Annotated in this window: 31 protein-coding genes; 15 read left to right on the top strand and 16 right to left on the bottom strand. The window is 66.5% G+C overall.

Annotation, left to right across the window (positions count from 1 at the left end; translation table 11 throughout):
* Nucleotides 1-11 precede the first annotated feature (11 nt).
* The 3 genes from J3E61_RS00940 (at nt 12) to J3E61_RS00930 (ending at nt 1259) form a co-directional block, all read left to right on the top strand.
* Nucleotides 12-383, top strand: a complete 372-nt coding sequence (locus tag J3E61_RS00940; RefSeq protein ID WP_192726679.1) for a DivIVA domain-containing protein — start codon at nt 12-14, stop codon at nt 381-383.
* A gap of 35 nt (nt 384-418) precedes the next feature.
* The gene (locus tag J3E61_RS00935) at nt 419-982 is read left to right on the top strand and encodes a DNA-3-methyladenine glycosylase I (RefSeq protein WP_192726998.1); all 564 of its coding nucleotides are present in this window, start codon (nt 419-421) and stop codon (nt 980-982) included.
* A gap of 106 nt (nt 983-1088) precedes the next feature.
* Nucleotides 1089-1259, top strand: a complete 171-nt coding sequence (locus J3E61_RS00930) for a DUF3117 domain-containing protein (protein WP_018598966.1) — start codon at nt 1089-1091, stop codon at nt 1257-1259.
* Here J3E61_RS00930 and glgA read toward each other — a convergent pair.
* A complete protein-coding gene (glgA, locus tag J3E61_RS00925) occupies nt 1256-2419 on the bottom strand; it encodes a glycogen synthase (protein ID WP_210082272.1) in 1164 nt (387 codons plus the stop codon). The genes J3E61_RS00930 and glgA overlap by 4 nt on opposite strands.
* A 142-nt stretch (nt 2420-2561) precedes the next feature.
* On the opposite strand from glgA, the gene glgC reads away from it, so the two are divergent.
* Nucleotides 2562-3776 (top strand): glucose-1-phosphate adenylyltransferase, encoded by a 1215-nt coding sequence (glgC, locus tag J3E61_RS00920; RefSeq protein ID WP_192726677.1) that lies wholly within the window; start codon nt 2562-2564, stop codon nt 3774-3776.
* On the opposite strand, the gene J3E61_RS00915 is transcribed toward glgC, so the two are convergent.
* Both J3E61_RS00915 and J3E61_RS00910 read right to left on the bottom strand, forming a co-directional pair.
* Nucleotides 3773-4261 carry a MarR family transcriptional regulator gene (locus J3E61_RS00915; RefSeq protein ID WP_210082271.1) on the bottom strand — a complete coding sequence of 163 codons (489 nt, stop codon included), beginning with the start codon at nt 4259-4261 and terminating at the stop codon, nt 3773-3775. The genes glgC and J3E61_RS00915 overlap by 4 nt on opposite strands.
* Before the next feature lie 58 nt (nt 4262-4319).
* Nucleotides 4320-4886: a TetR/AcrR family transcriptional regulator gene (locus J3E61_RS00910; RefSeq protein ID WP_210082270.1), complete on the bottom strand. Its 567-nt coding sequence runs from the start codon at nt 4884-4886 to the stop codon at nt 4320-4322.
* A 110-nt stretch (nt 4887-4996) separates the two neighbouring features.
* Here J3E61_RS00910 and J3E61_RS00905 point away from each other — a divergent pair, with 110 nt between their 5' ends.
* From J3E61_RS00905 to J3E61_RS00890, 4 genes are all read left to right on the top strand, one after another.
* Nucleotides 4997-5473: a DUF1772 domain-containing protein gene (locus J3E61_RS00905; protein ID WP_210082269.1), complete on the top strand. Its 477-nt coding sequence runs from the start codon at nt 4997-4999 to the stop codon at nt 5471-5473.
* 20 nt (nt 5474-5493) lie between these two features.
* Complete coding sequence (locus J3E61_RS00900) at nt 5494-5811, top strand: NIPSNAP family protein (protein WP_210085376.1); 318 nt, start codon at nt 5494-5496, stop codon at nt 5809-5811.
* A gap of 22 nt (nt 5812-5833) precedes the next feature.
* On the top strand, nt 5834-6211 hold the full coding sequence (locus J3E61_RS00895) for a DUF4267 domain-containing protein (RefSeq protein WP_210082268.1): 378 nt from the start codon (nt 5834-5836) through the stop codon (nt 6209-6211).
* Nucleotides 6212-6340: 129 nt separating this feature from the next.
* The gene (locus tag J3E61_RS00890; RefSeq protein ID WP_210082267.1) at nt 6341-7285 is read left to right on the top strand and encodes an NADP-dependent oxidoreductase; all 945 of its coding nucleotides are present in this window, start codon (nt 6341-6343) and stop codon (nt 7283-7285) included.
* On the opposite strand, the gene J3E61_RS00885 is transcribed toward J3E61_RS00890, so the two are convergent.
* The gene (locus tag J3E61_RS00885; RefSeq protein WP_210082266.1) at nt 7282-8130 is read right to left on the bottom strand and encodes a sigma-70 family RNA polymerase sigma factor; all 849 of its coding nucleotides are present in this window, start codon (nt 8128-8130) and stop codon (nt 7282-7284) included. The two genes, J3E61_RS00890 and J3E61_RS00885, sit on opposite strands and share 4 nt — an antisense overlap.
* An 86-nt stretch (nt 8131-8216) precedes the next feature.
* On the opposite strand from J3E61_RS00885, the gene J3E61_RS00880 reads away from it, so the two are divergent.
* Nucleotides 8217-8618: a hypothetical protein gene (locus tag J3E61_RS00880; RefSeq protein ID WP_210082265.1), complete on the top strand. Its 402-nt coding sequence runs from the start codon at nt 8217-8219 to the stop codon at nt 8616-8618.
* On the opposite strand, the gene J3E61_RS00875 is transcribed toward J3E61_RS00880, so the two are convergent.
* From J3E61_RS00875 to J3E61_RS00850, 6 genes are all read right to left on the bottom strand, one after another.
* The gene (locus J3E61_RS00875; RefSeq protein ID WP_210082264.1) at nt 8591-9265 is read right to left on the bottom strand and encodes an isoprenylcysteine carboxylmethyltransferase family protein; all 675 of its coding nucleotides are present in this window, start codon (nt 9263-9265) and stop codon (nt 8591-8593) included. The two genes, J3E61_RS00880 and J3E61_RS00875, sit on opposite strands and share 28 nt — an antisense overlap.
* A gap of 9 nt (nt 9266-9274) precedes the next feature.
* Nucleotides 9275-9949, bottom strand: coding sequence for an isoprenylcysteine carboxylmethyltransferase family protein (locus J3E61_RS00870; RefSeq protein WP_210082263.1), 675 nt, complete (start codon nt 9947-9949; stop codon nt 9275-9277).
* 21 nt (nt 9950-9970) lie between these two features.
* Nucleotides 9971-11593 carry an ABC transporter gene (locus tag J3E61_RS00865; RefSeq protein WP_210082262.1) on the bottom strand — a complete coding sequence of 541 codons (1623 nt, stop codon included), beginning with the start codon at nt 11591-11593 and terminating at the stop codon, nt 9971-9973.
* Nucleotides 11590-12522 carry an ABC transporter ATP-binding protein gene (locus J3E61_RS00860; protein ID WP_210082261.1) on the bottom strand — a complete coding sequence of 311 codons (933 nt, stop codon included), beginning with the start codon at nt 12520-12522 and terminating at the stop codon, nt 11590-11592. The genes J3E61_RS00865 and J3E61_RS00860 overlap by 4 nt, the downstream gene beginning before the upstream one ends.
* Entirely contained in the window at nt 12494-13180 is a 687-nt protein-coding gene (locus tag J3E61_RS00855) for a TetR family transcriptional regulator (protein WP_210082260.1), read from the bottom strand. Before J3E61_RS00855 ends, J3E61_RS00860 begins: the two co-directional genes overlap by 29 nt.
* Before the next feature lie 92 nt (nt 13181-13272).
* The gene (locus J3E61_RS00850) at nt 13273-13938 is read right to left on the bottom strand and encodes a class I SAM-dependent methyltransferase (RefSeq protein WP_192726663.1); all 666 of its coding nucleotides are present in this window, start codon (nt 13936-13938) and stop codon (nt 13273-13275) included.
* A 178-nt stretch (nt 13939-14116) separates the two neighbouring features.
* On the opposite strand from J3E61_RS00850, the gene sigE reads away from it, so the two are divergent.
* The 4 genes from sigE (at nt 14117) to tatB (ending at nt 17343) form a co-directional block, all read left to right on the top strand.
* Complete coding sequence (gene sigE / locus J3E61_RS00845) at nt 14117-14902, top strand: RNA polymerase sigma factor SigE (protein ID WP_210082259.1); 786 nt, start codon at nt 14117-14119, stop codon at nt 14900-14902.
* Nucleotides 14903-14991: 89 nt separating this feature from the next.
* Nucleotides 14992-15384, top strand: coding sequence for an RNA polymerase subunit sigma-70 (locus J3E61_RS00840; protein WP_192726997.1), 393 nt, complete (start codon nt 14992-14994; stop codon nt 15382-15384).
* Between the two features lie 73 nt (nt 15385-15457).
* Nucleotides 15458-16951, top strand: a complete 1494-nt coding sequence (locus tag J3E61_RS00835; protein WP_192726661.1) for a trypsin-like peptidase domain-containing protein — start codon at nt 15458-15460, stop codon at nt 16949-16951.
* Nucleotides 16951-17343, top strand: coding sequence for a Sec-independent protein translocase subunit TatB (tatB, locus tag J3E61_RS00830; RefSeq protein ID WP_192726660.1), 393 nt, complete (start codon nt 16951-16953; stop codon nt 17341-17343). Before J3E61_RS00835 ends, tatB begins: the two co-directional genes overlap by 1 nt.
* Before the next feature lie 4 nt (nt 17344-17347).
* On the opposite strand, the gene J3E61_RS00825 is transcribed toward tatB, so the two are convergent.
* The 4 genes from J3E61_RS00825 to J3E61_RS00810 form a co-directional block, all read right to left on the bottom strand.
* Nucleotides 17348-18490 (bottom strand): Mrp/NBP35 family ATP-binding protein, encoded by a 1143-nt coding sequence (locus J3E61_RS00825; RefSeq protein ID WP_210082258.1) that lies wholly within the window; start codon nt 18488-18490, stop codon nt 17348-17350.
* A gap of 34 nt (nt 18491-18524) precedes the next feature.
* A complete protein-coding gene (locus J3E61_RS00820) occupies nt 18525-19859 on the bottom strand; it encodes a lytic murein transglycosylase (RefSeq protein WP_210082257.1) in 1335 nt (444 codons plus the stop codon).
* 87 nt (nt 19860-19946) lie between these two features.
* The gene (locus J3E61_RS00815; protein ID WP_192726657.1) at nt 19947-20498 is read right to left on the bottom strand and encodes a DUF1003 domain-containing protein; all 552 of its coding nucleotides are present in this window, start codon (nt 20496-20498) and stop codon (nt 19947-19949) included.
* Complete coding sequence (locus J3E61_RS00810; protein ID WP_192726656.1) at nt 20495-21790, bottom strand: CBS domain-containing protein; 1296 nt, start codon at nt 21788-21790, stop codon at nt 20495-20497. The genes J3E61_RS00815 and J3E61_RS00810 overlap by 4 nt, the downstream gene beginning before the upstream one ends.
* Before the next feature lie 26 nt (nt 21791-21816).
* Here J3E61_RS00810 and J3E61_RS00805 point away from each other — a divergent pair, with 26 nt between their 5' ends.
* Complete coding sequence (locus J3E61_RS00805; RefSeq protein WP_210082256.1) at nt 21817-22785, top strand: CoA ester lyase; 969 nt, start codon at nt 21817-21819, stop codon at nt 22783-22785.
* A 1-nt stretch (nt 22786) separates the two neighbouring features.
* Here the strand turns inward: J3E61_RS00805 and J3E61_RS00800 are convergent, their stop codons facing one another.
* Both J3E61_RS00800 and J3E61_RS00795 read right to left on the bottom strand, forming a co-directional pair.
* A complete protein-coding gene (locus J3E61_RS00800) occupies nt 22787-23173 on the bottom strand; it encodes a DUF4190 domain-containing protein (RefSeq protein WP_210082255.1) in 387 nt (128 codons plus the stop codon).
* A gap of 2 nt (nt 23174-23175) precedes the next feature.
* On the bottom strand, nt 23176-23919 hold the full coding sequence (locus tag J3E61_RS00795) for a DUF4190 domain-containing protein (protein WP_210082254.1): 744 nt from the start codon (nt 23917-23919) through the stop codon (nt 23176-23178).
* A 107-nt stretch (nt 23920-24026) separates the two neighbouring features.
* On the opposite strand from J3E61_RS00795, the gene J3E61_RS00790 reads away from it, so the two are divergent.
* The gene (locus J3E61_RS00790; protein ID WP_192726652.1) at nt 24027-24554 is read left to right on the top strand and encodes a magnesium transporter; all 528 of its coding nucleotides are present in this window, start codon (nt 24027-24029) and stop codon (nt 24552-24554) included.
* Nucleotides 24555-24733: the final 179 nt, after the last annotated feature.

Genomic DNA, 24733 nt, shown 5'->3' with positions numbered 1-24733 from the left:
AGTATCGATACGTGACCTTGGTTCTGCTGTATCTGGTTGTGCTGATCCTGGTGGCTGTCGTGCTGTTCGGCCTCGGCAGCGTGTTGTTCGGTCGTGGCGAGCCGTTGCCGCCGCTGCCCGCCGCCACCACCGCCACCGTGCTGCCCGCGTCGGGTGTCACCGGTTCCGACGTCGATGCCGTCAAGTTCACCCAGACCCTGCGCGGCTACAAAACCAGCGAGGTCGACTGGGTACTCGACCGGCTCGGCCAGGAACTCGACCTGCTGCGGGGTCAGCTCGCCGCGGTGCGTGCGGCCAACGGCCTCGACGATGAAACAGAGGATGCCGATGAACGCGCCGAGGGGCCGGCGCATGCGCTACCCAACGGCGAGGAAGACTCGTGACCGTTGTCGAAGACGGCCGCACCCGCTGCGGTTGGATCGACCAAAGTCGTTTGGCCCCAGACGATTTCGTCCTATATCGCGACTACCATGACACCGAGTGGGGGCAGCCGCTGCGGGATTCTGCGGCCCTGTTCGAGCGGATCAGTCTCGAAGCCTTCCAGAGTGGCCTGTCGTGGCTGATCATCTTGCGCAAGCGGGAGAACTTCCGTCGCGCGTTCCACGAGTTCGACGCCGAGCGCGTCGCCCGCTACACGAAGCGCGACATCGACCGGTTGATGGCCGATGCCGGCATCGTGCGCAACCGCGCGAAGATCGAAGCCACCATCGCCAACGCGCGCGCGGTAGCCGACCTCTCCGACGGCGGAGTGGATCTCGGCGAATTGCTGTGGTCGTTCGCACCACCGGCTCGGCCAAGACCGGCCGACCTTTCCGCCGTGCCCGCTGTGACACCGGAATCCACCGCGATGGCCAAGGAATTGAAGCGCCGCGGCTTCCGATTCGTCGGACCGACGACGGCCTACGCGTTGATGCAAGCCACCGGAATGGTCGACGACCACACCGTCGATTGCTGGGTTCCGGCCATCAAAGCCGCATCGTAATGACGGTCTTAGCCGGGTCTTTGCACACCGATCGCTGCCGATAGGGAACAATGGGAGAAGATCTGGACGCCCGACGACGGGCCGGCTCATGTGGAGGGAGCACTCGATGGCGGCGATGAAGCCCCGGACCGGAGACGGTCCACTGGAAGCAACCAAGGAGGGGCGCGGCATCGTGATGCGGGTACCACTGGAAGGCGGCGGGCGACTCGTCGTCGAACTGACCCCTGACGAAGCGGCCGCCCTCGGCGACGAACTCAAGGGCGTCACCAGCTCCTAAGAAGACACCTTCCGGTAGATCTCCAACGTCTGTTCGGCGATATGCGCCCAGGAGAATTCCTGGATACAGCGCTGCCGTCCAGCCTGGCCATACTGGCGGGCCCTCTCCGGGTCGGCCACCAGCGAGTTGACCGCCTCGGCCAGCCGCCGCTCGAAAGATGTCGGGTCACTCGCCTCGTAGTGCACCAGCAGACCGGTCTGACGATCGGCGACCACCTCCGGGATGCCGCCAACATCAGAGGCCACCACCGCCGTCGCGCAGGCCATTGCCTCCAGGTTCACGATGCCCAACGGTTCGTACACCGACGGACACACGAAAACCGTTGCTGCTGAGAGTATTTCGCGAATCTTGCCGATCGGCAACATTTCCCGGACCCAGAACACGCCGCTGCGGACGCGCGCCAGCTCCTGCACCGCGGTCGTCACCTCGGCCGCGATCTCAGGGGTGTCCGGCGCGCCCGCGCACAACACCAACTGAATCTCGGGTGCGAAGTGATGGACGGCCGCGATCAGATGCGCGACCCCCTTCTGCCGGGTGATCCGCCCGACGAACGCCACGATCGGACGGGTGCGGTCGACGCCCAGCTCCCGCAGCACCGAGTCGTCGGCCTCCGATTCGGCGGGGTACCAGACATCGGTGTCGATCCCGTTGCGCACCACGTGGACCCGGTTGGGGTCGAGCGCCGGATACGTGTGCAGCACGTCGTCACGCATGCCCGAACTGACCGCGATCACGGCGTCGGCGGCTTCGACCGCGGTCTTCTCCACCCACGACGACACCCGGTAGCCGCCGCCAAGCTGTTCGGCCTTCCACGGCCGCATCGGTTCAAGCGAATGCGCGGTCAGCACGTGCGGGATGCCGTGCAACAGGGCGGCCAGGTGTCCGGCCAGCCCGGTGTACCACGTGTGCGAATGCACGACAGTGGCGTTCGACGCGCCGTTGACCATGTTGAGGTCGGCCGACAGTGTCGACAGCGCAGCGTTCGCGCCCTTGAGAGCAGGGTCGGGTTGCGCGACGACGACCCCGGGCCGGGGCGCGCCCATGCAGTGCACGTCGACCTCACACAGGTGGCGCAATTGCGCGACGAGTTCGGTGACGTGCACCCCCGCACCGCCGTAGACCTCGGGCGGATACTCCCGAGTCATCATCGCCACCCGCATAGTCACGACCGTAATAGCTGTCGGAGGTTTATTCGACCGCCAAAACGCCAAATACCTTGACTGCCAGAACGGATGACTGCCAGAACCGATCAATAGCACGCAATGGCTGGCAGCCGCGTGCACCTGCGGATAGGTTTGAATCATGAGGGAGTTGCCACACGTCCTTGGCATCGTCCTGGCAGGCGGCGAAGGCAAGCGGCTGTACCCGTTGACGGCCGATCGGGCCAAGCCGGCGGTTCCCTTCGGCGGCGCGTACCGGCTGATCGATTTTGTGCTGTCGAATCTTGTGAACGCGCGGTACCTGCGGATCTGCGTGCTGACCCAGTACAAGTCGCATTCGCTGGACCGCCACATCTCGCAGAACTGGCGGCTGTCAGGGCTTGCCGGCGAATACATCACCCCGGTGCCAGCGCAGCAGCGGCTCGGCCCGCGGTGGTACACCGGCTCGGCCGACGCGATCTATCAGTCGCTGAACCTGATCTACGACGAGGATCCCGACTACATCATCATTTTCGGTGCGGACCACGTGTACCGGATGGATCCCGAGCAGATGCTCCAGTTCCACATCGAGAGCGGCGCGGGAGCGACGGTGGCCGGAATCCGGGTGCCGCGCGCCGAGGCAAGCGCGTTCGGCTGCATCGACAGCGACGAGTCCGGTCGCATCCGCGGATTCATCGAGAAGCCTGCCGACCCCCCTGGCACACCCGACGAGCCCGAGCAGACGTTCGTCTCGATGGGCAACTACATCTTCACCACCAAGGTGCTCATCGACGCCATCCGGGCCGATGCCGACGACGACGACTCCGACCACGACATGGGCGGCGACATCATCCCGCGTCTGGTCAGCGACGGCATGGCCGCGGTGTACGACTTCAACAACAACGAAGTGCCCGGAGCCACCGAACGCGACCACGGCTACTGGCGCGACGTCGGCACGCTCGACGCGTTCTACGACGCCCACATGGACCTGGTGTCCGTGCATCCGGTGTTCAACCTCTACAACAAGCGCTGGCCCATCCGCGGCGAGTCCGAGAACCTGGCGCCCGCAAAATTCGTCAACGGCGGCTCGGCGCAGGAGTCGGTCGTCGGCGCCGGCAGCATCATTTCGGCTGCGTCCGTACGCAATTCGGTCCTGTCGTCCAACGTGGTCGTCGACGACGGCGCGATCGTCGAGGGCAGCGTGATCATGCCGGGCACCCGCATCGGTCGGGGCGCAGTGGTGCGCCACGCGATCCTCGACAAGAACGTCGTGGTGGGCCCGGGTGAGATGGTCGGCGTCGATCTGGAGAAGGACCGCGAGCGATTTGCGATCAGCGCCGGGGGAGTGGTCGCGGTCGGTAAGGGCGTCTGGATCTAGCCCGCGTTTCGGCTCCTCGGCGCGGCCGAGCGCGGTGGCCGACCACGCATGTGGTCGCGGACGCGACTCATGATGTCGCCGAGGGTGTCCACATCCTGCTCGGTAAGTGAGCCGTAGAGGAGGTCACGTACGACCTCGATGTGGCCGGGTAAGACCTTGGCGACGCGCGCTCGGCCCGCCTTGGTGATGGCGACGACGGTGGAGCGCTTGTCGCGGGTGCTGACTTCGCGCGCGATGAGCCCCGCTTTTTCGAGTATCCCGGCCTGATGGGTCAGCCCGCTGCGGCTGTACACCACACCGTCGGCCAGTTCAGTCATCGTGAGCGGCCGGTCGGCGTCGACCAATTTGGCCAGTACCTCGAACTGCACGTAACTGAGCCCGCCCTCGGCCTGCAACTGCTCTTGAACGGCATACTGCAACAAGCTCGCCGCCTCGGTCAGGGCGAAGTAGGTGCGCATCTGGGCAGGCTTGAGGCCGTCAGCCATGTCGTCATCCTAATGCTTCAATATCGAAGCGTCTGGAACCGTTGCGGCATAGCCAATCTCAATTGGTGAACTGCGCGACGAGCGCTTGCAGACGCTGCGAGTCATGGTCAGCGCGTAGTCGGCCGGTCCGGCCGAGGGTGACCAGGCCATGCAGCGCGGCCCAGAACACTTCGGTGAGGGTGTCGGCGTCTTGTGTATCGGCGACGAGCGCGACCGCTTTGTGCAACTCGGCGAAGGCTGCGGACAGCTCGGGCGGTGTCGCGTCGGCGGCGAAGCGCAAGCTGGTCGCGCGGGTGAACATCGCGTCGTAGACGGCGGGGTTGTCGCGGGCGAAGTCGAGATACGCGCGCGCAATCCGGCTCAGCGCGCCGTCGGCCGACCCGCCGCCCGCACCCCGAATCGCCTCGGCGAGCTCGCCGAAACCCTCGATGGCGATGGCGTCGGCGATTTGGTCCATGCCTTGAAAGTGCTTGTACAGGACGGGCTGGCTGTACTCGATTTCGGTGGACAGCCGGCGGGTGGTGACGGCGTCCCACCCCTCAGCCTCGGCCAATGTGCGCGCCGTTGTGATGATCAGCTGCCGGCGAGCTTCGCGTTCCCGGACCCGGCGGTCCTCAATGGCCATGCCGCACGATAGCACCGCTAGGGGTGCTAGCGCTGCTATTGACGCGCCGACGAAACAGGGTTAGCGTTGCTAGCGCTAGCGCTGCTAGCACTTATCAGAGGAGATCCGGAATGGACATAGAGCTCATCACCCGGGCCGGCGCACTGATCGCGGTGCTCGCAACCGCAGTCGTGTACGGCACCGACGTCTTCTGCGCAGCCGTGCTGCGACCGGCCTTGGCGTCGATCGACGACAACGCCCTGGTCGCCGTCATGGGCAGCGTGCATCGATACGGCGACCGGCGCATGCCGGTTCCGGGCGTGCTCGGGGTCATCGCCGCCGCGACGAGCGTGGTGGCGGCCGCCGTCACCGCGCATTGGGCACAGACGATCGTGGCGGGCGCCGCCGTGGTCGCGTTGTTGGTCTGGCTTGTGCTCTACACACGTGTGAGCGCACCGATCAATCGTCAACTGACACAGGCTGCCGGCACCGGCATGGTGTTGCCGAACGGGCGTGCGCTGCAGGCGAAGTGGGACCGCGTCATCGACGCTCGCGCGGTGTTGCAAGGCCTCGCAGTGACTGCTCTTTGCCTGGTGCTCGTGATATGACAGGGGGAGAACAGCATCCGGTGTTTCAGCTCAGGACCTACACCCTGCGGTCACCGGAAGCTCTGCACCAGTACGCAACCGTTCACTGGGCCCGACACCTGGAAACGTTCATGGCATTCGGCGTCACCACCGTTGGGGTGTGGACCGAGCGCAGCGCCGCCGCACATCGACTCGTCGCGCTCATCCGTTTTCCATCGGGCGCCGACACTGAGCAGCTGACCCGGCGCATCATGACCAGCCCGGAGTTCGCCGCCGACATGGCCGGCTTCGACGTCGACGAAATCACCGACGTAGAAGCGGAACTGCTTGACCCGACAGCGTTTTCACCGATTCATTAGCGAAACCCCAGGAGTGCTCGACATGACCACCACCATCATCGGCTACGCGCTCGCCGGACTGATCGCTGCGGCCATCATCTTCATCGGCGCACGATTTCTCGTCGCACCGCGCGTTGCCGCAGCCGGCTACGGTGTTCTTCCAGATCTGCATGAGCCCGCCGCAGGCGCGTACTTGAGTGTCAAGGGTGTCCGCGACATTGCGTCGGGGCTGTTCGTCATCATCCTGATGGCTGCGGGCGCCACCCATCTGGTCGGCTTGGTGATACTGGCCGCCACCATCATCCCGCTCGCAGACGCGGCGATCGTGCTACGCAACGGCGGCTCCAAAGCCATCGCATGGGGAGTCCACGGCGTCACCGCCGCCGTCATGCTCATCACCGCTGCGCTACTGCTCACCTGACGCGACGGCACCTCCATCGCCGCACTGTGACGACCGTCACGCGCATTCGGGGATTGCTTCGACTTCGAAGCAAGTTGATGCAATCAGAAGTTGCTTCGACATCGAAGCAGTCGAACGAAGGAGGAAATCATGAAGGCGCTGCGATACCACCGTTACGGCGGCAGTGAGGTTCTGCAGTACGAGGAGGCCCCGCGTCCGGTGCCAGGCCCGCGAGAGGCGTTGGTGCAGGTGGCGGCCACCTCGTTCAACCCGGTCGATGCCGGCATCCGCGGCGGTTACCTGTCCGAGGTGTATCAGATCAGCTTCCCGCACATCCCCGGCGTGGACGTCGCGGGCACGATCGCCGAACTCGGTGAGGAAGTTCAGGGGTGGAACGTCGGCGACGCGGTCGTCGCGTTTCTGCCGCTGGATGCCGATGGCGCCGCCGCCGAGTATGCGGTCGTGCCTGCCGAGTTGCTGGCCGCCGCACCGCAGTCGGTGAATCTGGCCGACGCCGCCGCATTGCCGGTGGCCGCCTTGACGGCGTGGCAGGCCCTCTTCGAGATCGCGGGTTTGACGGCGGGACAGACGATTCTGATCAACGGTGCGTCAGGTGCGGTCGGCGGCTACGCGATTCAGTTGGCCAAGAGCGCCGGGGCCGTCGTGACCGCGACTGCCAAAGCGCGTGACGCCGAGCGTCTGCGCACATTGGGCGTCGACCGCATCGTCGACTACATCGACTACACGCACTCGCCGATCGATGTCGACGGTGCACCGTTCGACGTGGTGCTCAACCTGGTCAGCACCACCGACGAACAGACCGAAGCCCTCATCGGCGCGGTCGCCGACGGCGGTTTCCACGTGGGCACCATGGTCTTCGGGCCGCAGAACCCCGGCCGGGGCGTCCGCACGCAGCGGATCTTCGTCCGCAGCGACGCAGCGCAACTCGCGGAGTTGGTCAGCCGAGTCGACGCAGGCCAACTGCGAGTTGAGGTCGCCGACCGCCGCCCGCTCGAGCAGGCCGCAACAGTGCACGCCGACTCCGACGCCGGCCGCCTGCACGGCAAGACGATCCTGTTGCCTGCCGAGCACTAATCCAACACAGCCAAACTGAAACGACTCAGCCGTTGCGGGTCGGCGTCGATGTCGATCTCGGTGATCTTGTCGCCGCCGACTCCAAAGCGCAGCACCAATGCCAGCCTCCCGTCGGGGGCCACCACGATGCCGACGGCGCCATCCACCAAAGCGGGCTCGGCGAACCGGGCGTTGGCTGAGAAAGCGCGGGCGTTGGTGGCCACGGCATGCGCGCCGCGGATTGTCGTCGCGGTGCCCGCTGCGGCGGCGTCGACGCGCAGCTCGACGTCGGCGTCGAGCACGTTCAGCAGCGCATCGAAATCACCCTCGCGTGCTGCGGCCAGAAACGCGTCGACGAGTTCCCGTTGGCGTACCAAATCTGTTGCAGGATCGGGAGTTTTACCGCGAACTCGACGCCTGGCCCGCGCCGCGAGCTGGGCAGCGGTGTTCTCGGTGCGGCCGACGATCGGTGCTATCTCGGCGTATGGCAGGTCGAACATGTCGTGCAGCACGAAGGCCAACCGTTCGGCGGGACTCAGTGTCTGCAGGATGACAAGCAGCGCCACGCCGATGGAATCGGCAAGCACCGCTTCGGCTTCCGGGTCGACGCCCTCGCCGGCGATCGCGGCGGCATCGTCCAGCGGCTCCTGCGGGTGCGCGCTGCGGGCCCGCAGCATGTCCAGGCAGATTCGCGCGACGACGGTCGTCAACCAGCCGCGCATGTTGCGCACGTCGCTGATGTCGGCGCCCTGCATTCGCAGCCACGCCTCCTGCACCGCGTCCTCGGCCTCACCCACCGATCCCAGCATGCGGTAGGCGACCGCGCGCAGATGTGCTCGGTGGTCCTCGAATGACTCGGCGGGCACGGCTCACCTCCTATGTCATATTCCGCCCGTTTGGTCCGTCATGGTTATGACGGATGAGCGCCGATCGGCATGACACGGAGACTGACATGAAGACGCTGAGGGCGGTTTTCGCGCTGCACGGCCTGATCACGCTGGCCGGTGCGGTCGTATTGACGGCTTTCCCGCAAGCCATCCCGTCAATGGTGGGCATCACGCTCGCGAGACCCGATTATCTGCTTGTCTATCTGGTCGCCGCGGCAGAACTGGCCGTGGCGGTGCTGTCATTCGGAGCCATCCGCGTCACCGACTCGGCTGCGCTGGGATTGATCCTGACGACGCTCGTCGTGCTGCATGCGACGAGCGGTGTCCTCAACGTCGTCTACATGGCACTGACGCAACCGACCGCCACGATGATCTCGAACACTGTGTTGCGGTTCGCGGTCGTTGTCGTGTTGCTGGTCGTGTGGCGGGCGGCCCGTCGTCACCAGACGCCGGGCACCAGTCGGTAATGCACCTTGTGCGTGTACTCGTCGTACCCGTCGAGTTCCTGGCGCAGTGCCTTCTCCTCGTCGAGAATTCGGGTGGCGAGTACAGCCAGCCCCAGAATAACGAACAGCAATCCCCAATACGATCCAAGAGCCAACGGCACGCCGATCATCAGCACCACGTTTCCGAAGTACATCGGGTGGCGGACAACGGAGTACACACCCGTGGACACCACCTTCTGCCCGGACTCGACAGTGATGTTCGCGGCAGCGTAGCCGTTTTGGATCGTCGTGATCATCGCGATCGAAAGCCCCACCCCGACCAGCACATCGCCGACCACCGAGACGGCCGCGGGCACCGTTGACCAGCCGAAGCGGTAGTCCAATGCGCTCACCACGATCATCGCTGCCATCGAGACGAACGCGAACGTGATGATGACTTTCTGCAACGGCCGACTCTCCGCGGCGGGCCCTGCCTGCATACGTCGTTGCAGCGCAGCGGGATTCGTGGTCGCCAGGTACACACTCGGGATCATCGTGGCGAGCGCGAACACCACGATGAACGTCCAGCCTCGCCAGTAGTCGAACGTCCCGGCCGGAAGGAACACCAACAGCAGGAAGACGGCGAAGCCGACGACGGACGTCAACACTGCTCGAACGGCTGTCTTCATGACTCTCCCTCACCAGACACCGGGGACCAGCCGCGAATGCACCTTCTCGGTGTATTCGCGGTAGCCGGTCAGCCCTTCTGTCAACGCCTTCTCCTCGTCGACGATGCGGGCGGTGAACAGTATTGCGCTGAAGGGGACGACGACGAGGCCCCAATACGAGCCGAGTGCGAGAGGGAGGCCGATGAACATGAGGAGAGCACCGAAGTACATCGGATGTCGCACAAGGCCGTACAGCCCTGTGGACACCACCGTCTGCTCCGCGTCGACGGTGATGTTCGTAGCGGCGTAGTCGTTTTGAGTGATCACCACCAGCGCGATGCCAAGTCCGGTCCACGTCATCAGGTTCCCAACGACCACCCATGTGGTGGGCACGTGCGACCAGCCGAACCGATGGTCGAACGCCGAGACGACTAGTAGCGCAAAGAACGCCAGCGCGATGCCGGTGATGACGACCTTCTGCACCGGCCTGGTTTCGTGCTGAGGTCCGGCGTTCATCCGCCTGCGAAGCACGGCGGGGTTCGTCAGTCCGACATACACCATGTAGAGCACCGAGAGCCCGACGAAGATGCCGAAGAAGATCCACGCCTGCCAGTAGTCGAATGTGCCTGCGGGCCAGAACAATGCCACGGCCATCAGCGCCAGGGACAGAACGGATGACATCGTTGCTTGGAGTGCGGTTTTCATGATCCTTCCCTGTCGAGAGCGTTACACCGCATCGCGGATGCGATAGAGCCAGCAGGCGAGGACCGTCAGCGCCGCGGCACCGACGACCATCACCGTCAGTGCGCCTGCGGGAAGGTCCGTCGGCATCGTGGTCCGTCCCACCGGCGACAGGTCGATCAACCAGCGGGGCAGTCTCAGCAGCGCGCCGAGGTACAGCGATGTGACGACGAATGTGACTGCGAGCCAACCGATCCAGGTATGGCGCACTGCGACGGCCAAGGCCGCCACGCCCGCGATCACCGCCATCGCCGGCAGGTGAGCGAGACCGGTCAACGTCAACTTCGCGATGGTTGCGGGCTCGCCGAGCGTCAGGCCCGCCCCGAGCCCGTTGCCAAGACCCGCGAAGAACATCAACACCGCGGAGCCGACGAGCGCGGCCGCGACAGCGGTCAGCAACCAGCGCCACCTCGACACCGCGCCGGCCAACACGGCCTCGCCAAGGCCCGATTGTTCGTCGTTGTACACCCGCAGCACAGCGCTTACGACATACGCGCTGGCGGCGGCTGCGAGGAACTGCGTCATCGTCATGTAGACGCCGTCGGTGCCCTGGGCAGTCAGCACCCTGGCGAGCAGCGGGTTGTCCTTCGCCGCGTCCAGCAGCGACTTGGTCATGGAGCCAAAGGCCAAGCCGCCCAGGAACAGTCCGACGGTCCAGCCGATGATCTGGCCGCGCTGCAGCGTCATGTGCAGGGCGAACACGCCGGAGATCGGCCGCGCGTCCGGCTTCTCGCCGGTTGACGGGATCACCCCGGCGTCGTACTGCCTGCTGCCTTCCAGCCAGGCGGCCAGCGCCATCAGTGCGATCGTCAGCGCGACAAGCATCGTGAACGGCCACCAGCGCAAGTCGACGAACGCGCGCATCTGCTGGGCCCATGCGATGGGGGAGAACCAGCTCAGCGCGGACCCGGAGTTGTCGATGACGTCACCGATGCCGCGCACCAACGCCGCCACGGCAAGCACCGCCATCGCCGCACCGGTCGCAGTCCGCGCCTGGCGCCACAGTTGCGCCGTGACCGCGGCCACCGCACCGAAAACCATGGCCACCCCGGTGATGCCGAGGCACATTGCGGCAGTGTCTGCGAACGCGAAGCCCGTCGATGCCATCGCCACCGTCATGGTCACTGCGAGGACGGCGTGCACCCCTGCGACGAGGATCAACGCGGCCCAGGTTCGCGCGTAGCGTCCGACCACCGACGACGAAACCAGTTCCGCGATGCCGTTTTCTTCCTCGGCGCGGGTGTGCCGGATGACGGTGGTGATGGCGAGGATCGACGCCGCGATGATCAGCGTCAGCATCAGCTCGTTGGCCATCATCGCGCCGAGGTCGGTCTCGTTTCCGCCAAACATCGGTCCGCCCAACATCATTCCGGCGGGTGTCTTGAGCAGGTTCACCCGCGCGAGCCGCTGCGGCTCCTCGGGGTAGGCGAGCTTCACCGCGTTCGGCGCATACACCATCATCAGCGTCAGCGCCGCCACCCATACCGACAGCCGAACCCGGTCGCGCCGCAACGCGAGTCGCAGCAGGCTCGCTGCTCCGGTGAGCGACGACCCCTGCCGCGCCGCTTCGTGCCGGCCCGCACGGGTCGCGACAGTCGTGGTGGTCATCGGTTCACCCCCTGATACTCGCGCAGAAACAGGTCCTCCAGCGACGCCGGTGCCACCGTCAGCTCGGCGATGCCGAGATCGGTGAGGTGCTCCATGACGAAGTCGAGCTCATTGCGGTCAACGGAGAACCGGACGTGCGCGTCCTCGACTGCGAAGTCGTGCACATACGGAAGGTCTTGCAGCACACCGGCATCGCCGCGGGTGCGCACGGTGATCGTGGTGCGCATCAGGTGTCGCAGGTCGTCGAGCGTACCGGATTTCACCGCACGGCCCGCGCGGATGATCGTGACGTTGTCGCAGAGCTTCTCCACCTCGGCAAGGATGTGGCTGGACAGCAGCACGGCAGCGCCCTGCTTCGTGACCTCCTCCACGCAGGTCTGAAATGCCTTCTCCATCAACGGATCCAGGCCAGAAGTGGGCTCGTCGAGGATGTAGAGCTCGGCGTTGGTCGAGAACGCGGCGATGATCGCCACCTTCTGCCGGTTGCCCTTCGAGTAGGTGCGGGCCTTCTTGTGTGGGTCGAGCTCGAACCGCTCGATCAACTCGTCGCGGCGCCTGGTGTCGACGCCGTTACCGCGCAGGTGGACAAGGAAGTCGATGGCCTGAAGTCCGGTCAGGTTGGGCCACAACGTGACATCGCCCGGCACGTAAGCGATTCGCCGGTGCAGTCCCACCGCGTCCCGCCAGGGGTCGCCGCCGAGCAGTCGGACGGTGCCGCTGTCTGCGCGCAGCAGGCCCAGCAGCACCCGGATCGTGGTGGACTTGCCCGCACCGTTCGGGCCGAGGAATCCGGTGATGTCACCCGGCGCGACGGTCAGGTCGAGACCGTCGAGCGCCTTGGTGCGGCCGAACGACTTGGACAGGTCCCGGATTTCGACAGCGAGCTGCGACCGCGAAGTGTCAGCTCGTTGCAGAGATGCCGCCGTCATTGTGCTCTCCTTCATTGGATGTGAACGGAATACCTTTTTCACGCGCCTCGAGGAATGCGTCGTACATGGTTGAGTCCGTCATCAGGCCCTCGGTGTAGAGCTCGAGGGCGGGCAGGATCATCTCCTCGCCGTAATCGCGAAGGACGGCGCGCAGATCGGTTGGGGTTGGGTGCATTTGGATGTAGAGAAAGAATCCGCCGCCACCGGTCAGGCCGAGAAACTTGGCGCGGGCACTCGGATCGCGGCTGGGCTTGAGCAGGCCGGTTCGCACGCCCTCTTCGAGATACTCCTCGCCGTTGTCGATCATCCTCTGCCACAGCATCTTTGCCAGGTCGCTGCCCGACTGCATGCTGCGCACCAGGTAGGCCATCATCGGCGCGTACGACTCCATCTCGGCCATCTGCCGAAACCAGTCGGCCGGATCTCTGGTCTGCATCGACGCGGACTTGCCGGTGCGGATCTCCTCGGCGATGTAGTCGTCGCAGGCCTTGCGCAGGCCGTCTTTGGAGCCGAAGTGATGAATCACCAGCGCGGCGGACACACCAGCGGACTCGGCGATGCTGCGAAGCCCGACGTTGAAGCCGTGCTCACCCCACTGTTCGATCGCGGCGTCGCGGATCCGGGCGACGGCCGTGCGATCGTCTGACGCTGAACGCATGTTTAGTACGCTAAACACGCGTTCAGTGCACAGTCAAGGATCTACCCCGTCAGAAATCCGTAAAGATCGCGATTCGGGGTGCGGAAGAAAATTCAGTCACGCGCGGCGGCCAGCAGGCCGTCGCCAAGCGGGATGAGCACCGGCGTCAGCCGCTCATTCTCAGCGATCAGTCGCGCCGCCTCGCGCACAGCGCTGACCTCCGCATCCTTGGCGTTCGCGTCGCCGGCACGCCCGCCCAGTGCCGCGCGATGCACCACAATCGCGCCGCCGGGCCGCAGCAGTCGCACGCCCTCTTCGACGAACTGCGGCTGGTCGACCGGATCGCCGTCGATGAACACCAGGTCGTAGGACTCGTCGGCCAGCCGGGTCAGGACCTCCTGAGCGCGGCCCACGATCAACCGTGTCCGCGACGGGCCGACGCCCGCCTCGGTGAAGGCCTGCTTGGCCAGCCGCTGATGCTCGGGTTCGACGTCGATGGTGGTCAGCACGCCGTCTTCACGCATGCCTGAGAGCAACCACAGCCCGCTGACGCCCGCGCCCGTGCCCACTTCGACCACTGCCTTGGCGCCGGTCAGCTTCGCCAGCACGCAGAGCAGCGCACCGACCGCGGGGGTGACTGCGCCTGCGCCGATGTCCACGGCCCGCTCACGGGCGGCGGCGACGATCGCGTCCTCGGAGATCGAGCCCTCGGCGTGGCTGACGATCGACTCGGGCCGGCTCTGCGGTCCGCCCCCGATGACGTCGTCGATGCCGGCCATGCCCGCAGCGTAGAGCGAACCCAGGTGGGCCGCAGCCGCGACACGCCCGTCCCGATCGCCAGAATCACAGCCTGCGCGAACCCGTTTGTGCTGGTCGGAAAACGGGTAACGAATGTTCTCAGGAAAAGTTCAGTTTGCTCATATGCCAAGCACACCCCAGTCGGAGAGCGTATCTCGCATGGAACACGGCGGACGCTGGCGTTATGGGAATAAGCACGTGGACAAACGCGTTTCCGCCGACGTCGAGCCGTCGATGATCAGTGACGGCTGTGACAGCGATGATCGGCTCGCGCGAAGAGCCGAAACAACGGAGGATCCGACGACCACCACCAAGCTGGCCCCAGTCACGATGGCCCATCTCGAGCAGTACACCGACGGAAACTGGGTAGAGCCGTCCGACGAGTTGACCGGGACCGCGGTATTCGACGCCACCGGCGACGCGACCACGATGCCGTCCTGGGACGAGCTGGTCCGTCAGCACGCCGACCGGGTGTACCGGCTGGCATATCGGCTGTCGGGTAATCAGCACGACGCCGAGGATCTGACGCAGGAGACGTTCATCCGCGTCTTCCGGTCGGTGCAGAACTATCAGCCGGGCACCTTCGAGGGCTGGCTGCACCGCATCACCACGAACCTGTTCCTGGACATGGTCCGCCGCCGCGGCCGCATCCGGATGGAGGCGCTGCCCGAGGACTATGACCGGGTGCCTGCCGACGAGCCGAACCCCGAGCAGATCTACCACGATTCGCGGCTGGGCCCCGACCTGCAGGCCGCACTGGACTCGCTGCCGCCGGAGTTTCGCGCCGCCGTGGTCCTGTGCGACATCGAAGGCCTGTCCTACGAGGAAATCGGTGCCACGCTGGGCGTCAAGCTCGGCACTGTGCGCAGCCGAATCCACCGCGGACGCCAGGCGCTGCGCGACTACCTGGCCAGCCACTCGGACGACACGGCGAAATCGGCCTGAGGTTCGCGGGTGTGGCCCACAGGCTGCCGCGCTACATTCAAGTCAGGACCGTCGTCTGCGACGTGAACAAGAATGAGAGGAGCTGGGTGATGGTGGACCCGGGACATGTGTTCCGCCGTGCGTTCTCCTGGCTGCCCGCTCAGTTCGCCTCGCAGAGCGATGCGCCGGTCGGGCCCCGGCAATTCGGCTCCACCGAGCACCTGTCGATCGAGGCGGTCGCGGCGTTCGTCGACGGTGAACTGCGGATGACCGCGCACCTGCGCGCCGCACATCACCTGTCGTTGTGCCAGGAGTGCGCGGCCGAGGTCGAGGCTCAGCGTCAGGCCCGCGCCGCCTTGCGGGACTCCGGCTCCATCGCCATCCCGACATCTCTGCTGGGCATGTTGTCCCAGATCCCGCACGCTCCACCCGCACCGCCCGACGAAGCGGATCAGCCTCAGTTTGCTGACGGCACACCGCGGTATCGGCGCAGGCGCCGGTAGGGTGAATGCGAAATGACGCGCGCCGGGCGCCCACTTTTCGGGCGGGCGCTCCCATAACGAGGGTGATGAACGGGTGACCAATCTGGACCAGTCCGGGCGTGAGCGCCTAGAGCCGCGCCCTGTGTCGCGTCCACCTGTCGATCCTGCGGCGCGTCGCGCGTTCGGCAGGCCCGAGGGCGTCGACGGGTCGTTCGTGGGTCTGGACCGCTATCGCAACCAAGCCGAGTACACGCCGAAGGACAAAAAGCCCGACCCGGTGCTGGCCGAGGCGTTCGGCAGGCCCTACGCGGGTGGCGATTCGCTGCAGCGGCACCCTGCCGACGCCGGCGCGCTTGAGGCTGAACGCGACGGCGCCGGTCCTGACGACGCCGACGACCCTTGGCGCAATCCCGGGGCCGCGGCGGCCCTCGGCACTCCTGCGCTGCCGCAGACCGCGCCTGCAACGTCATATGCCGCGACGGGCAAGCTCGGCGTGCGCGATGTGCTGTTCGGCGGCCGGGTCTCCTACGTTGCGCTGGCGGTCCTGGCGATCCTGGCGCTGGTGGTCGGCATCGGCGGCGGCTGGGTGGGTCGCAAGACGGCTGAAGTCGTCGAGGCATTCACCACGTCGAAGGTCACGCTGGAAACCAGCAACAACGACGCGCCTCCGCCCGGACAGTTCGCGAAAGTGGCTGCCGCGATTGCTGATTCGGTGGTGACGGTCGAAGCCGTCAGCGATTCCGAGGGCTCACAGGGCTCGGGCGTCGTGGTCGACGGCCGCGGCTACATCGTCACCAACAACCACGTCATCTCCGAGGCTGCGGCCAACCCGAGCCAGTACAAGATCTCGGTGGTGTTCAACGACGGCAAGGAAGTACCCGCCAATCTCGTTGGCCGCGACCCGAAGACAGATCTGGCCGTGCTGAAGGTCGACAACGTCGACAACCTGTCGGTGGCCAAGCTCGGCGACTCCGAGAAGCTGGTCGTCGGCGATGAGGTGATTGCCGCCGGCGCACCGCTGGGTCTGCGCAGCACGGTCACCCACGGGATCATCAGCGCGCTGCACCGTCCGGTGCCGCTGTCCGGTGACGGCTCGGACACCGACACCGTGATCGACGGCGTGCAGACCGACGCATCGATCAACCACGGCAACTCCGGTGGCCCGCTGATCAACATGAACGCCGAAGTGATCGGTATCAACACCGCAGGAAAGTCGTTGTCCGACAGCGCAAGCGGCCTCGGCTTCGCGATCCCGGTCAACGAGGTCAAAAAGACCATCGACGCGCTGATCAAGGACGGCAAGATCGCCCACCCGACGCTGGGCCTGACCGCCCGCTCGGTGAGCAACGACATCGCGTCGGGCGCGCAGGTGGCCAACGTGAAGGCGGGCGGGCCCGCCGAGAAGGGCGGCATCCTCGAGAACGATGTCGTCGTCAAGGTCGGCAACCGCACGGTCGCAGATGCCGACGAATTCGTTGTTGCGGTGCGTCAGTTGACAATTGGTCAAGAGTCGCCGATCGAGGTGGTCCGCGACGGCCGTCACGTGACGCTGATGGTCACCCCGGGCGCTGACACTCCAACGACATAATGTTCGCGAACGTGGGCTGGGGCGAGATGCTGGTCCTGGTGATCGCCGGCCTGGTGATCCTCGGGCCAGAACGGCTGCCCGGCGCCATCCGATGGACCTCGGGTGCGCTGCGCCAGGCGCGCGACTACATCAGCGGCGCCACCAGTCAACTGCGCGACGACCTCGGCCCGGAATTCGAGGATCTGCGCGAGCCGCTGAGCGAGCTCAACAAGTTGCGTGGCATGACGCCGAGGGCCGCGCTGACGAAACACCTTCTCGACGGCGATGATTCGATCTTCACCGGAAAATTCGACAAGCCTGCGACCAGCGCGGAAAAGCCGGTGTCGGCGCCTGCGCCCGTCGCGCAGCCGGAGCCGCCGGCGTCGACGCCGTTCGACACCGACGCGACGTGAGCGCCTAGCGGCCCGCGGGGTCCAGGCCCAGCGACATGCCCGCCAGCCCACGCTTACGCGAGGACAGCGCGTCGGCGATCTTGCGCAGCTCCTTGCCCGCGGCCGAATCCGGGGCCGACAACACCAGCGGCACACCGTCATCGCCTGCCGCGACCAGTGCAGGGTCTAGGGGCACCTGGCCGAGCAACGGCACATCCGCGCCGACCGAACGCGACAGCGATTCGGCGACCTGCTTGCCGCCGCCTTCACCGAAGATCTGCATCGTGGTTCCGTCGGGCATCAGCAGCCCCGACATGTTCTCCACCACGCCGGCGATGCGCTGCTTGGTCTGCAGCGCGATCGCGCCGGCCCGCTCGGCGACCTCGGCGGCGGCCAGTTGCGGCGTCGTCACCACCAGAATGTCGGCGCCGGGGATCAGCTGCGCGACCGAGATCGCGATGTCGCCGGTGCCCGGCGGCAGGTCCAGCAGCAGTACGTCGAGATCACCCCAGTACACGTCGGCCAGGAATTGCTGTAGGGCGCGGTGCAGCATCGGCCCGCGCCACACCACGGGGGTGTTGCCCTGGGTGAACATCGCGATCGAGATGACCCGCACGTCGTGCGCGACCGGCGGCAGGATCATCGACTCCACCTGGGTGGGCCGGTCGGTGGTGCCCATCATCCGCGGCACCGAGTGGCCGTAGATATCGGCGTCGAGCACGCCGACGGACAACCCGCGCGCGGCCATCGCGGCAGCCAGATTGACCGTGACGCTCGACTTGCCGACGCCGCCCTTACCGGACGCGACGGCGTACACGCGGGTCAGTGAACCGGGTTGGGCGAACGGGATGACCGGTTCGCGGGCGTCGCCGCGCAGTTGCTTGCGAAGCTCGGTGCGCTGCTCGTCGTTCATCACATCGAGGCTGACCTTGACGGCGCCGGTGCCCGGCACGTCCGCCACAGCCAGGGTGACGCGCTCGGAGATCTCGGCCTTCTTCGGACAGGCCGAGGTGGTCAGGTACACCTCGACGTGTACGCCACCATCGGCCTCGACGGTGACGGCCTTGACCATGCCGAGTTCGGTGATCGGGCGCCGCAGCTCGGGGTCGATCACCTTGGCCAGCGCGGCGCGGATCGCCGATTCCAGGTCAGTGGGAGTTTGAGACATCGGCATCGAGTCTAGGCCGACCCCACGGTCCTCCTTAACCAGCAGGTCCCGGCGCAGGCCCCAGCGCCGGTGGCAGCACCGCCGGCTGCTCAGCCGGCGCGGTCTCGGTCGCGGGCTGCTCGGGTGCCATCGCAGGCACGGCCGGCTGCGGGGCCTGCGGCATCAGCATCTGCGCATCACCAGGCACCGCGGCCGCGCTCGGGGCGGGCGCGGTCGGGGTGATACAGAACACCGCGCACCCGGCAGGCCGCGACGGCGGTTCCTGGACGGTCTGCTGCGGTTGCATCCACGGCGGCAGCCACGGCGGTGGCGCCGACTGCTCGGGCTCCGGTTGCTGTGCGACGACCAGCGGCGCGGGTCCCGGCAGCGGGCCAGGCAGGGGCCCGAGGGCGAGCTGGCTGGCGAGGTCACCGCGACCCATCATCGGAATCAAGGCCAACGGGTCGTTGGCCGGCAGCCCGAGAGCATTCTCCGGCAGGCCGGGGCCGAGGCCTTGGTAGTTGTCCAAGTGGGCGTCGCCAAGCGGCGGCACCGGCCCGGTGATCGGCGGCAGGTCAACCGGCACCACGCCGGTTGCGTATGCCGCTGCCCAGCCCAGCACATTGCGGGCGTAGGCGATCGAATTGTTGTAGCGCAGGATCGCGGCCATCACTTGGCTCGGATCACGCAGATTCAACCCGCCGCTGCAAAGATAGCGAGCCGCCGCCAGCGAAGCGTCGTACACGTTTTGCACGTCGGCCTTGCCGTCGCCGTCGCCGTCACTGGCGTAGCGGGACCAGGTGCCGGGCAGGAACTGCATCGGGCCCATCGCCCTCGCATATGTCACTCGGTCTGCGGCGCGGCTCTGCACGATGACCTCGTTGCCGGGCAGCGTGCCATCGAGTGACGGCCCGTAGATCGGCCGCACCGACGTGCCTTGCGAATCGGTGGCGCCGCCGTTGGCGTGCAGCGATTCGATGCGACCGATGCCCGCCAAAAGGTTCCAACTCACACCGCAGGTTGGATACGCGGCAGCCATCATCCGCTCGGCGTTGCGGTACGCGGACAACACGATGGCCGGAATGCGAAGCGACCCAGGCGAATTCACCACTGCCGACGGCGGGGGAGCCGACACCGTCGACGCGGCGATGTGGAACGCGGTAGGCGTCTTGGTGACTGCTACCACCGAAGCCCCGGAGCGGTTGCCTGACGACTGAACCGAAGCCAGCGGCGTCACGGCTGCGTCGCGCACCGGTGTCGGCGCCGACGCACCGACGGCGCCGGCGAGGATGAACGGGGTGATGATGGCAACGCCGAAGACAGGCTTGCGTACGGCTCGCCCTGCTCCGCGCTGCGCTGCCTCGAGGGCGGCTCGTCCCCCTATGTGCACTCAACCGTCCTTGGTGTGCGGTGAATGGTGAACCAAGTCACCATAGGTGATTCTCGATTCGAGCGTTGTAGCAATGGCTTAAGCCGGTTAGCTCGGTCTTTTGGTGCGCCGCTCCGAACCGTCGGGCTTGGTCGTCGCCTCCCCGTCCGTCGGCGGTTGCTTCGGCTGCAGTGCAACCAGCAGTTCGCGCAATTCCTCGAGTTCGCGCCTCAGGTAGTCGCGGGTGGCGACCTCACCGACGGCCAGCCGCAGAGCTGCCAGCTCACGGGCCAGATACTCGGTGTCGGCTTTGGTCCGTTCGGCGCGGCGGCGGTCCTCTTCCAACGCAACCCGGTCGCGGTTTTCCTGGCGGTTCTGGGCCAGCAGGATCAGCGGCGCCGCGTAGGCGGCCTGGGTGGAGAACGCCAGGTTGAGCAGGATGAACGGATACGGATCCCACCGCAGCTTGACCGCGAACAGGTTCAGCGAGATCCAGACGATCACCACGATGGACTGCCACAGCAGGAAGCGGCCGGTGCCGAGGAAGCGCGCGATCGATTCGCTGAATCGCCCCACCGCCTCCGCATCGACGTTCAGCGAGAAGCGGCTACGCGACGTGCGCGGGGTGTCCAGCCGCTGGCGCGCCGACAAGTCGCTCATGGGAGCTCCCTTTCGGCGCCGGACAGCTCGGGTTCTTCGCGTTCACGCCAATCGTCGGGCAGCAGGTGGTCGAGGACGTCGTCGACGGACACCGCGCCCAGCAGGTGGTTCTCCTCGTCGACAACCGGGCCGCAGACCAGGTTGTACGCAGCGAAATAGCGGGTCACCGCCGCGAGCGGGTCCTGAGGGCTCAGGCTCGGCAGATCTTTGTCGAGGATGCCGCTGACCAGCTCGGCCGGCGGCTCGCGAAGCAGCCGCTGCAGGTGCACGCAACCCAGGTAGTGCCCGGTCGGGGTGGCCGTTGGCGCGCGGGTCACGAAGACCAGTGAAGCGACCGCTGGGGTGAGGTCGGGGTCGCGAACCCTGGCGAGCGCTTCGGCGACGGTGTTGTCGGGCGCGAGCACCACCGGTTCCGACGTCATCAAGCCGCCCGCCGTGTCCGGCGAGTGGCTCAGCAGCCGCCGCACGTCCTCGGAATCCTCGGGATCCATCCGCCTCAGGAACTGCTCGGCGTCTGCCGGCGTCATCGTGCCGAGCAGGTCGGCCGCGTCGTCGGGATCCATCGCTTCGAGCACGTCGGCCGCCCGCTCGGTCTCCAACCGCCGCAGCACCTCGGCCTGCTCGTCCTCGGGCAGCTCCTGCAGCACGTCGGCGAGCCGCTCGTCGTCCAGCGCCCTGACCACCTCGAGGCGCCGCTTCTCCGGCAGTTCGCGAATCGCTTCGGCGACCTCGATCGGCCGCTGGCCCGCGAATAGTTCGAGCAGTTGGCCGACGCCCTGGTCGGGCATCGCCAACCCGGACGGTGTCAGCCCCTGCACCCGATTCCAGTCGGCAATCGCGACATTGGAGCGTCGGCCGAGCCGACGTTGCGGCCGCACGGCGACCCTGGTGACGACCCAATCCCTGGTGCGGGTCTGTTCGATGCCGAGGTCGACCACGACGACGTCGATTCCGGCCAGCTCCGGCAGGTCGGGATCATCGACGCGGACACGGGTTTCGATCACTTCGCCGAGCACCAACACCTCGTTGGGCCGCTGCGAGAAGCGACGAAGCGAGACGTTGCCCGTCGCCAGTGTGACTGCGCTCGGCTCGATGGCGGTGACCCGCAGAATCGGAACGAAAATCCTTCGGCGGGTGAGCAATTCGACGACGAGGCCGAGCACGCGCGGCTGGTGGCGGGCCACACCGATGCTGATCACCACATCGCGGACACGGCCGATGGACTCGCCGTCGGGGCCCAGCACCACCATCCCCGCGAGCCGGGCCGCATAGACCCTGTTCACCGCTGCCATGTCTGTAGAGAGTAGAGAGTAGGGCTGTGGAAAATGCTTATCGGCCCCGTCGAACCTGCCTCTCGGTTCCTGGCAGCAACCCCAAGATGATCGAGAAGGCAAAGAATCTGCCGGCCGATGAGGTGTTCCTCGACCTCGAGGACGCCGTCGCACCCGACGCCAAGGCCGAGGCGCGCACGCAGGTCGCGCTCGCGCTCGCCGAACCGGGATGGGCGGGCCAACTGCGCGGGGTGCGGGTCAACGACTGGACGACGCCATGGACGTACGCCGACGTGATCGAGGTGGTTTCGACTGTCGCTTCTGCAAAGGACGCCGCGCTCGACATTGTCGTGCTGCCCAAGGTGACTGACGTCTCGCACATCCACGCGCTCGACCTGCTGCTGAGCCAGCTCGAGACCACGCACGGACTCCCGGTGGGCCGCATCGGAATTGAGGCGCAGATCGAAAACGCCAAGGGGCTGACCAACATTGACGCGATCGCGGCCGCGCCGAGAATGCAGGCGCTGGTCCTCGGGCCCGCGGATATGGCGGCAAGCCTCAACATGCGCACCCTGGAGGTGGGTGAGCAGCCGGAGGGTTACGACGTCGGCGACGCGCATCACCATGTGTTGATGCGAATCCTGGTCGCCGCCCGCACGCACGGGGTTCTCGCCATCGACGGGCCATATCTGAAAGTGCGTGACGTTGACGGTTTCCGGCGGGTGGCAGGACGGTCGGCCGCGCTGGGGTATGACGGCAAGTGGGTGTTGCATCCCGATCAGATCGAGGCTGGCAACGAGGTTTTCAGCCCGCGACAGTCCGATTACGACCACGCCGAGCTGATTCTCGAGGCCTACGAGTGGCATACGTCGCGGGCAGGCGGCGCGCGTGGCGCGGTGATGCTCGGCGACGAGATGATCGACGAGGCCAGCCGCAAAATGGCGTTGGTGATCGCGGCGAAGGGCCGGGCCGCGGGCATGGAGCGCACGACCGAGCCGTTCTCCCCGCCCAGTTAGCTCAGGGCGCCCACTGCCAGCCGCTGGCGTAGATGCTGATCGACAGCAGCAGGTAGACCACCCACCCGGCGACCGCGAGGCCGCCGATGATCGTGCCGACCAGCGCGAGCGCATAGCCATCCTGGCCGGTGCGCCTGGTCTCGCGCATGCCGATGATGCCGAGGACCAGACCCGCTATCGACGGCAGGCCGCAACACACCAGCCCCAGCAGCGACGTGACAAGCGCCGCGATCGCTTTGCCGTTCGTGCCAGGGGGTTTCATGGGCCGGTACGGGTCGTAGCCCGGGTAGCCGGTCGCGCCCGGATACGGCGGCGGATAGACCGGAGGCGGCAATCCGGCGTCGGCCGGATAGTCGACAGGCGGCTGCTCGGGCTGGCTCTCGGTCATCGTCAGCTGTTGAACGCCAAAACCATGAAGATGAAGCCGACGATCAGTGAAACCGCGCCGATGGCAATGCCCGCCACCGCCAAACCGTGCCCCTGTTCTCGAGACTGCTTGATCTGATTCATCGCAACGATGCCGAGGACGATCCCGGCGATCGAACCGAGCCAGCACACAAAGCCGACGAACGATGCGATGAGCGAGGCGATCGCCATCGTGTTCGTCTTCTGCGGGGGTGGTCCGTAGATCGAGTAATCGGGTGCCGGATAGCCGGTCGGCGGTGGGCCGTAGCCCGTCGGCGGCGGCGGATAGCCGGGCGTCGGCGCCCCATACGGCGGCGTGCCGTACTGAGGTGTCCCGTACTGAGGGGTCCCGTATTGCGGCGGCGGCGGATACGACGGCACGCCGTAGCCGGGCGCACCGGGGTACGGCGGGGGAGGGTAGCCCGGCTGGGCAGCGCCAGGCGCGGGATAGTCCGTCGGCGCCGAATAGTCGGGCGGCGGAAAGTTGGGGTAGCCCGGCTGTTGGGGATAGCTGGGCGCGTCGTACACCGGCGGAGGGGTGTAGGCCGGAGGCGGGGTGTAGCCGGGCTGCTGGATCTGTTGCGTCGCGTCGGACTGCGCGGAGCTGGCAGGGTTGTCCGCGGACTGCTCGATCGGGGGCGCCTCATAACCCCCGGACGCCGGCTCCGACGCCCCGTCGTTGGAGTCCGATGATGGCGTTTGGCCTGCGTCGTCGCCCGGATTTGTCATGCTGATCAACCTAGCGCACGTGCCGGGCACCATTGCGGGCGTCGCAGCGTTGGTCCGAGTGAGAGCAGCGACGAAACTCAGGTGCGCACAAAGGAGATGGAAGAGCGATGACCAGCCCGTTTCAGCCAGGACAGACCCCGGGCGTGACGCCGGGCACCGCGACTCCTGGACGCGGTGGTCCGGCCGCGCTGCCCACCCCGCCGAAGGGCTGGCCGATCGGCTCGTACCCGACGTATGCCGAGGCGCAGCGCGCCGTCGACTACCTGTCCGACCAAGAGTTCCCGGTGCAGCAGGTGACCATCGTCGGCGTCGACCTGATGCAGGTGGAACGGGTCACCGGCAGGTTGACCTGGCCCAAGGTGCTGGCCGGTGGGGTGGTGACGGGCGCGTGGCTTGGCCTGTTCATCGGCCTGATCCTCGGCTTTTTCAGCCCCAGTCCGTGGGGCGCGCTGATCACCGGTTTGGTGGCCGGGGTGTTCTTCGGCTTGATCACGTCGGCGATCCCGTATGCGATGGCGCGCGGCACAAGAGATTTCAGCTCGACCATGCAGCTGGTCGCGGGCCGCTACGACGTTCTGTGTGATCCACAGAGCGCAGAAAAGGGCCGGGATCTACTGGCGCGCTTGACGATCTAGCGCCTCCAGCCGCGAGCGTGCGTGTCCGCCCGCAGACACGCCGGAATTAGCTGGCAGTTTGCGCACCTCCCCAGCTTGCGCGTGGGCCCGCCGCAATTGCGTAACGGTGCGCGACGCGCGCGCCGAAAGTGTTGCGAATCACGCCTAACTGGCAATACGGTTTGCCCGCGGGAGAGTCC

The sequence above is a fragment of the Mycobacterium sp. OAE908 genome, assembly GCF_017872775.1.
GTDB lineage: Bacteria > Actinomycetota > Actinomycetes > Mycobacteriales > Mycobacteriaceae > Mycobacterium.
The sequence above is the reverse complement of the archived record's forward strand: the minus strand, read 5'-3'. Positions and strand labels throughout refer to the sequence as shown.

What these genes read in the sequence shown, in the direction of transcription:
- J3E61_RS00930 (WP_018598966.1), top strand. Translation starts at nt 1,089, where the DNA reads ATGGCGGCGATGAAGCCCCGGACCGGAGACGGTCCACTGGAAGCAACC.
- glgA (WP_210082272.1), bottom strand. Translation starts at nt 2,419, where the DNA reads ATGCGGGTGGCGATGATGACTCGGGAGTATCCGCCCGAGGTCTACGGC.
- glgC (WP_192726677.1), top strand. Translation starts at nt 2,562, where the DNA reads ATGAGGGAGTTGCCACACGTCCTTGGCATCGTCCTGGCAGGCGGCGAA.
- J3E61_RS00915 (WP_210082271.1), bottom strand. Translation starts at nt 4,261, where the DNA reads ATGGCTGACGGCCTCAAGCCTGCCCAGATGCGCACCTACTTCGCCCTG.
- J3E61_RS00910 (WP_210082270.1), bottom strand. Translation starts at nt 4,886, where the DNA reads ATGGCCATTGAGGACCGCCGGGTCCGGGAACGCGAAGCTCGCCGGCAG.
- J3E61_RS00905 (WP_210082269.1), top strand. Translation starts at nt 4,997, where the DNA reads ATGGACATAGAGCTCATCACCCGGGCCGGCGCACTGATCGCGGTGCTC.
- J3E61_RS00895 (WP_210082268.1), top strand. Translation starts at nt 5,834, where the DNA reads ATGACCACCACCATCATCGGCTACGCGCTCGCCGGACTGATCGCTGCG.
- J3E61_RS00890 (WP_210082267.1), top strand. Translation starts at nt 6,341, where the DNA reads ATGAAGGCGCTGCGATACCACCGTTACGGCGGCAGTGAGGTTCTGCAG.
- J3E61_RS00880 (WP_210082265.1), top strand. Translation starts at nt 8,217, where the DNA reads ATGAAGACGCTGAGGGCGGTTTTCGCGCTGCACGGCCTGATCACGCTG.
- J3E61_RS00875 (WP_210082264.1), bottom strand. Translation starts at nt 9,265, where the DNA reads ATGAAGACAGCCGTTCGAGCAGTGTTGACGTCCGTCGTCGGCTTCGCC.
- J3E61_RS00870 (WP_210082263.1), bottom strand. Translation starts at nt 9,949, where the DNA reads ATGAAAACCGCACTCCAAGCAACGATGTCATCCGTTCTGTCCCTGGCG.
- J3E61_RS00865 (WP_210082262.1), bottom strand. Translation starts at nt 11,593, where the DNA reads ATGACCACCACGACTGTCGCGACCCGTGCGGGCCGGCACGAAGCGGCG.
- J3E61_RS00860 (WP_210082261.1), bottom strand. Translation starts at nt 12,522, where the DNA reads ATGACGGCGGCATCTCTGCAACGAGCTGACACTTCGCGGTCGCAGCTC.
- J3E61_RS00855 (WP_210082260.1), bottom strand. Translation starts at nt 13,180, where the DNA reads ATGCGTTCAGCGTCAGACGATCGCACGGCCGTCGCCCGGATCCGCGAC.
- J3E61_RS00850 (WP_192726663.1), bottom strand. Translation starts at nt 13,938, where the DNA reads ATGGCCGGCATCGACGACGTCATCGGGGGCGGACCGCAGAGCCGGCCC.
- sigE (WP_210082259.1), top strand. Translation starts at nt 14,117, where the DNA reads ATGGAACACGGCGGACGCTGGCGTTATGGGAATAAGCACGTGGACAAA.
- J3E61_RS00840 (WP_192726997.1), top strand. Translation starts at nt 14,992, where the DNA reads ATGGTGGACCCGGGACATGTGTTCCGCCGTGCGTTCTCCTGGCTGCCC.
- tatB (WP_192726660.1), top strand. Translation starts at nt 16,951, where the DNA reads ATGTTCGCGAACGTGGGCTGGGGCGAGATGCTGGTCCTGGTGATCGCC.
- J3E61_RS00825 (WP_210082258.1), bottom strand. Translation starts at nt 18,490, where the DNA reads ATGTCTCAAACTCCCACTGACCTGGAATCGGCGATCCGCGCCGCGCTG.
- J3E61_RS00815 (WP_192726657.1), bottom strand. Translation starts at nt 20,498, where the DNA reads ATGAGCGACTTGTCGGCGCGCCAGCGGCTGGACACCCCGCGCACGTCG.
- J3E61_RS00810 (WP_192726656.1), bottom strand. Translation starts at nt 21,790, where the DNA reads ATGGCAGCGGTGAACAGGGTCTATGCGGCCCGGCTCGCGGGGATGGTG.
- J3E61_RS00800 (WP_210082255.1), bottom strand. Translation starts at nt 23,173, where the DNA reads ATGACCGAGAGCCAGCCCGAGCAGCCGCCTGTCGACTATCCGGCCGAC.
- J3E61_RS00795 (WP_210082254.1), bottom strand. Translation starts at nt 23,919, where the DNA reads ATGACAAATCCGGGCGACGACGCAGGCCAAACGCCATCATCGGACTCC.
- J3E61_RS00790 (WP_192726652.1), top strand. Translation starts at nt 24,027, where the DNA reads ATGACCAGCCCGTTTCAGCCAGGACAGACCCCGGGCGTGACGCCGGGC.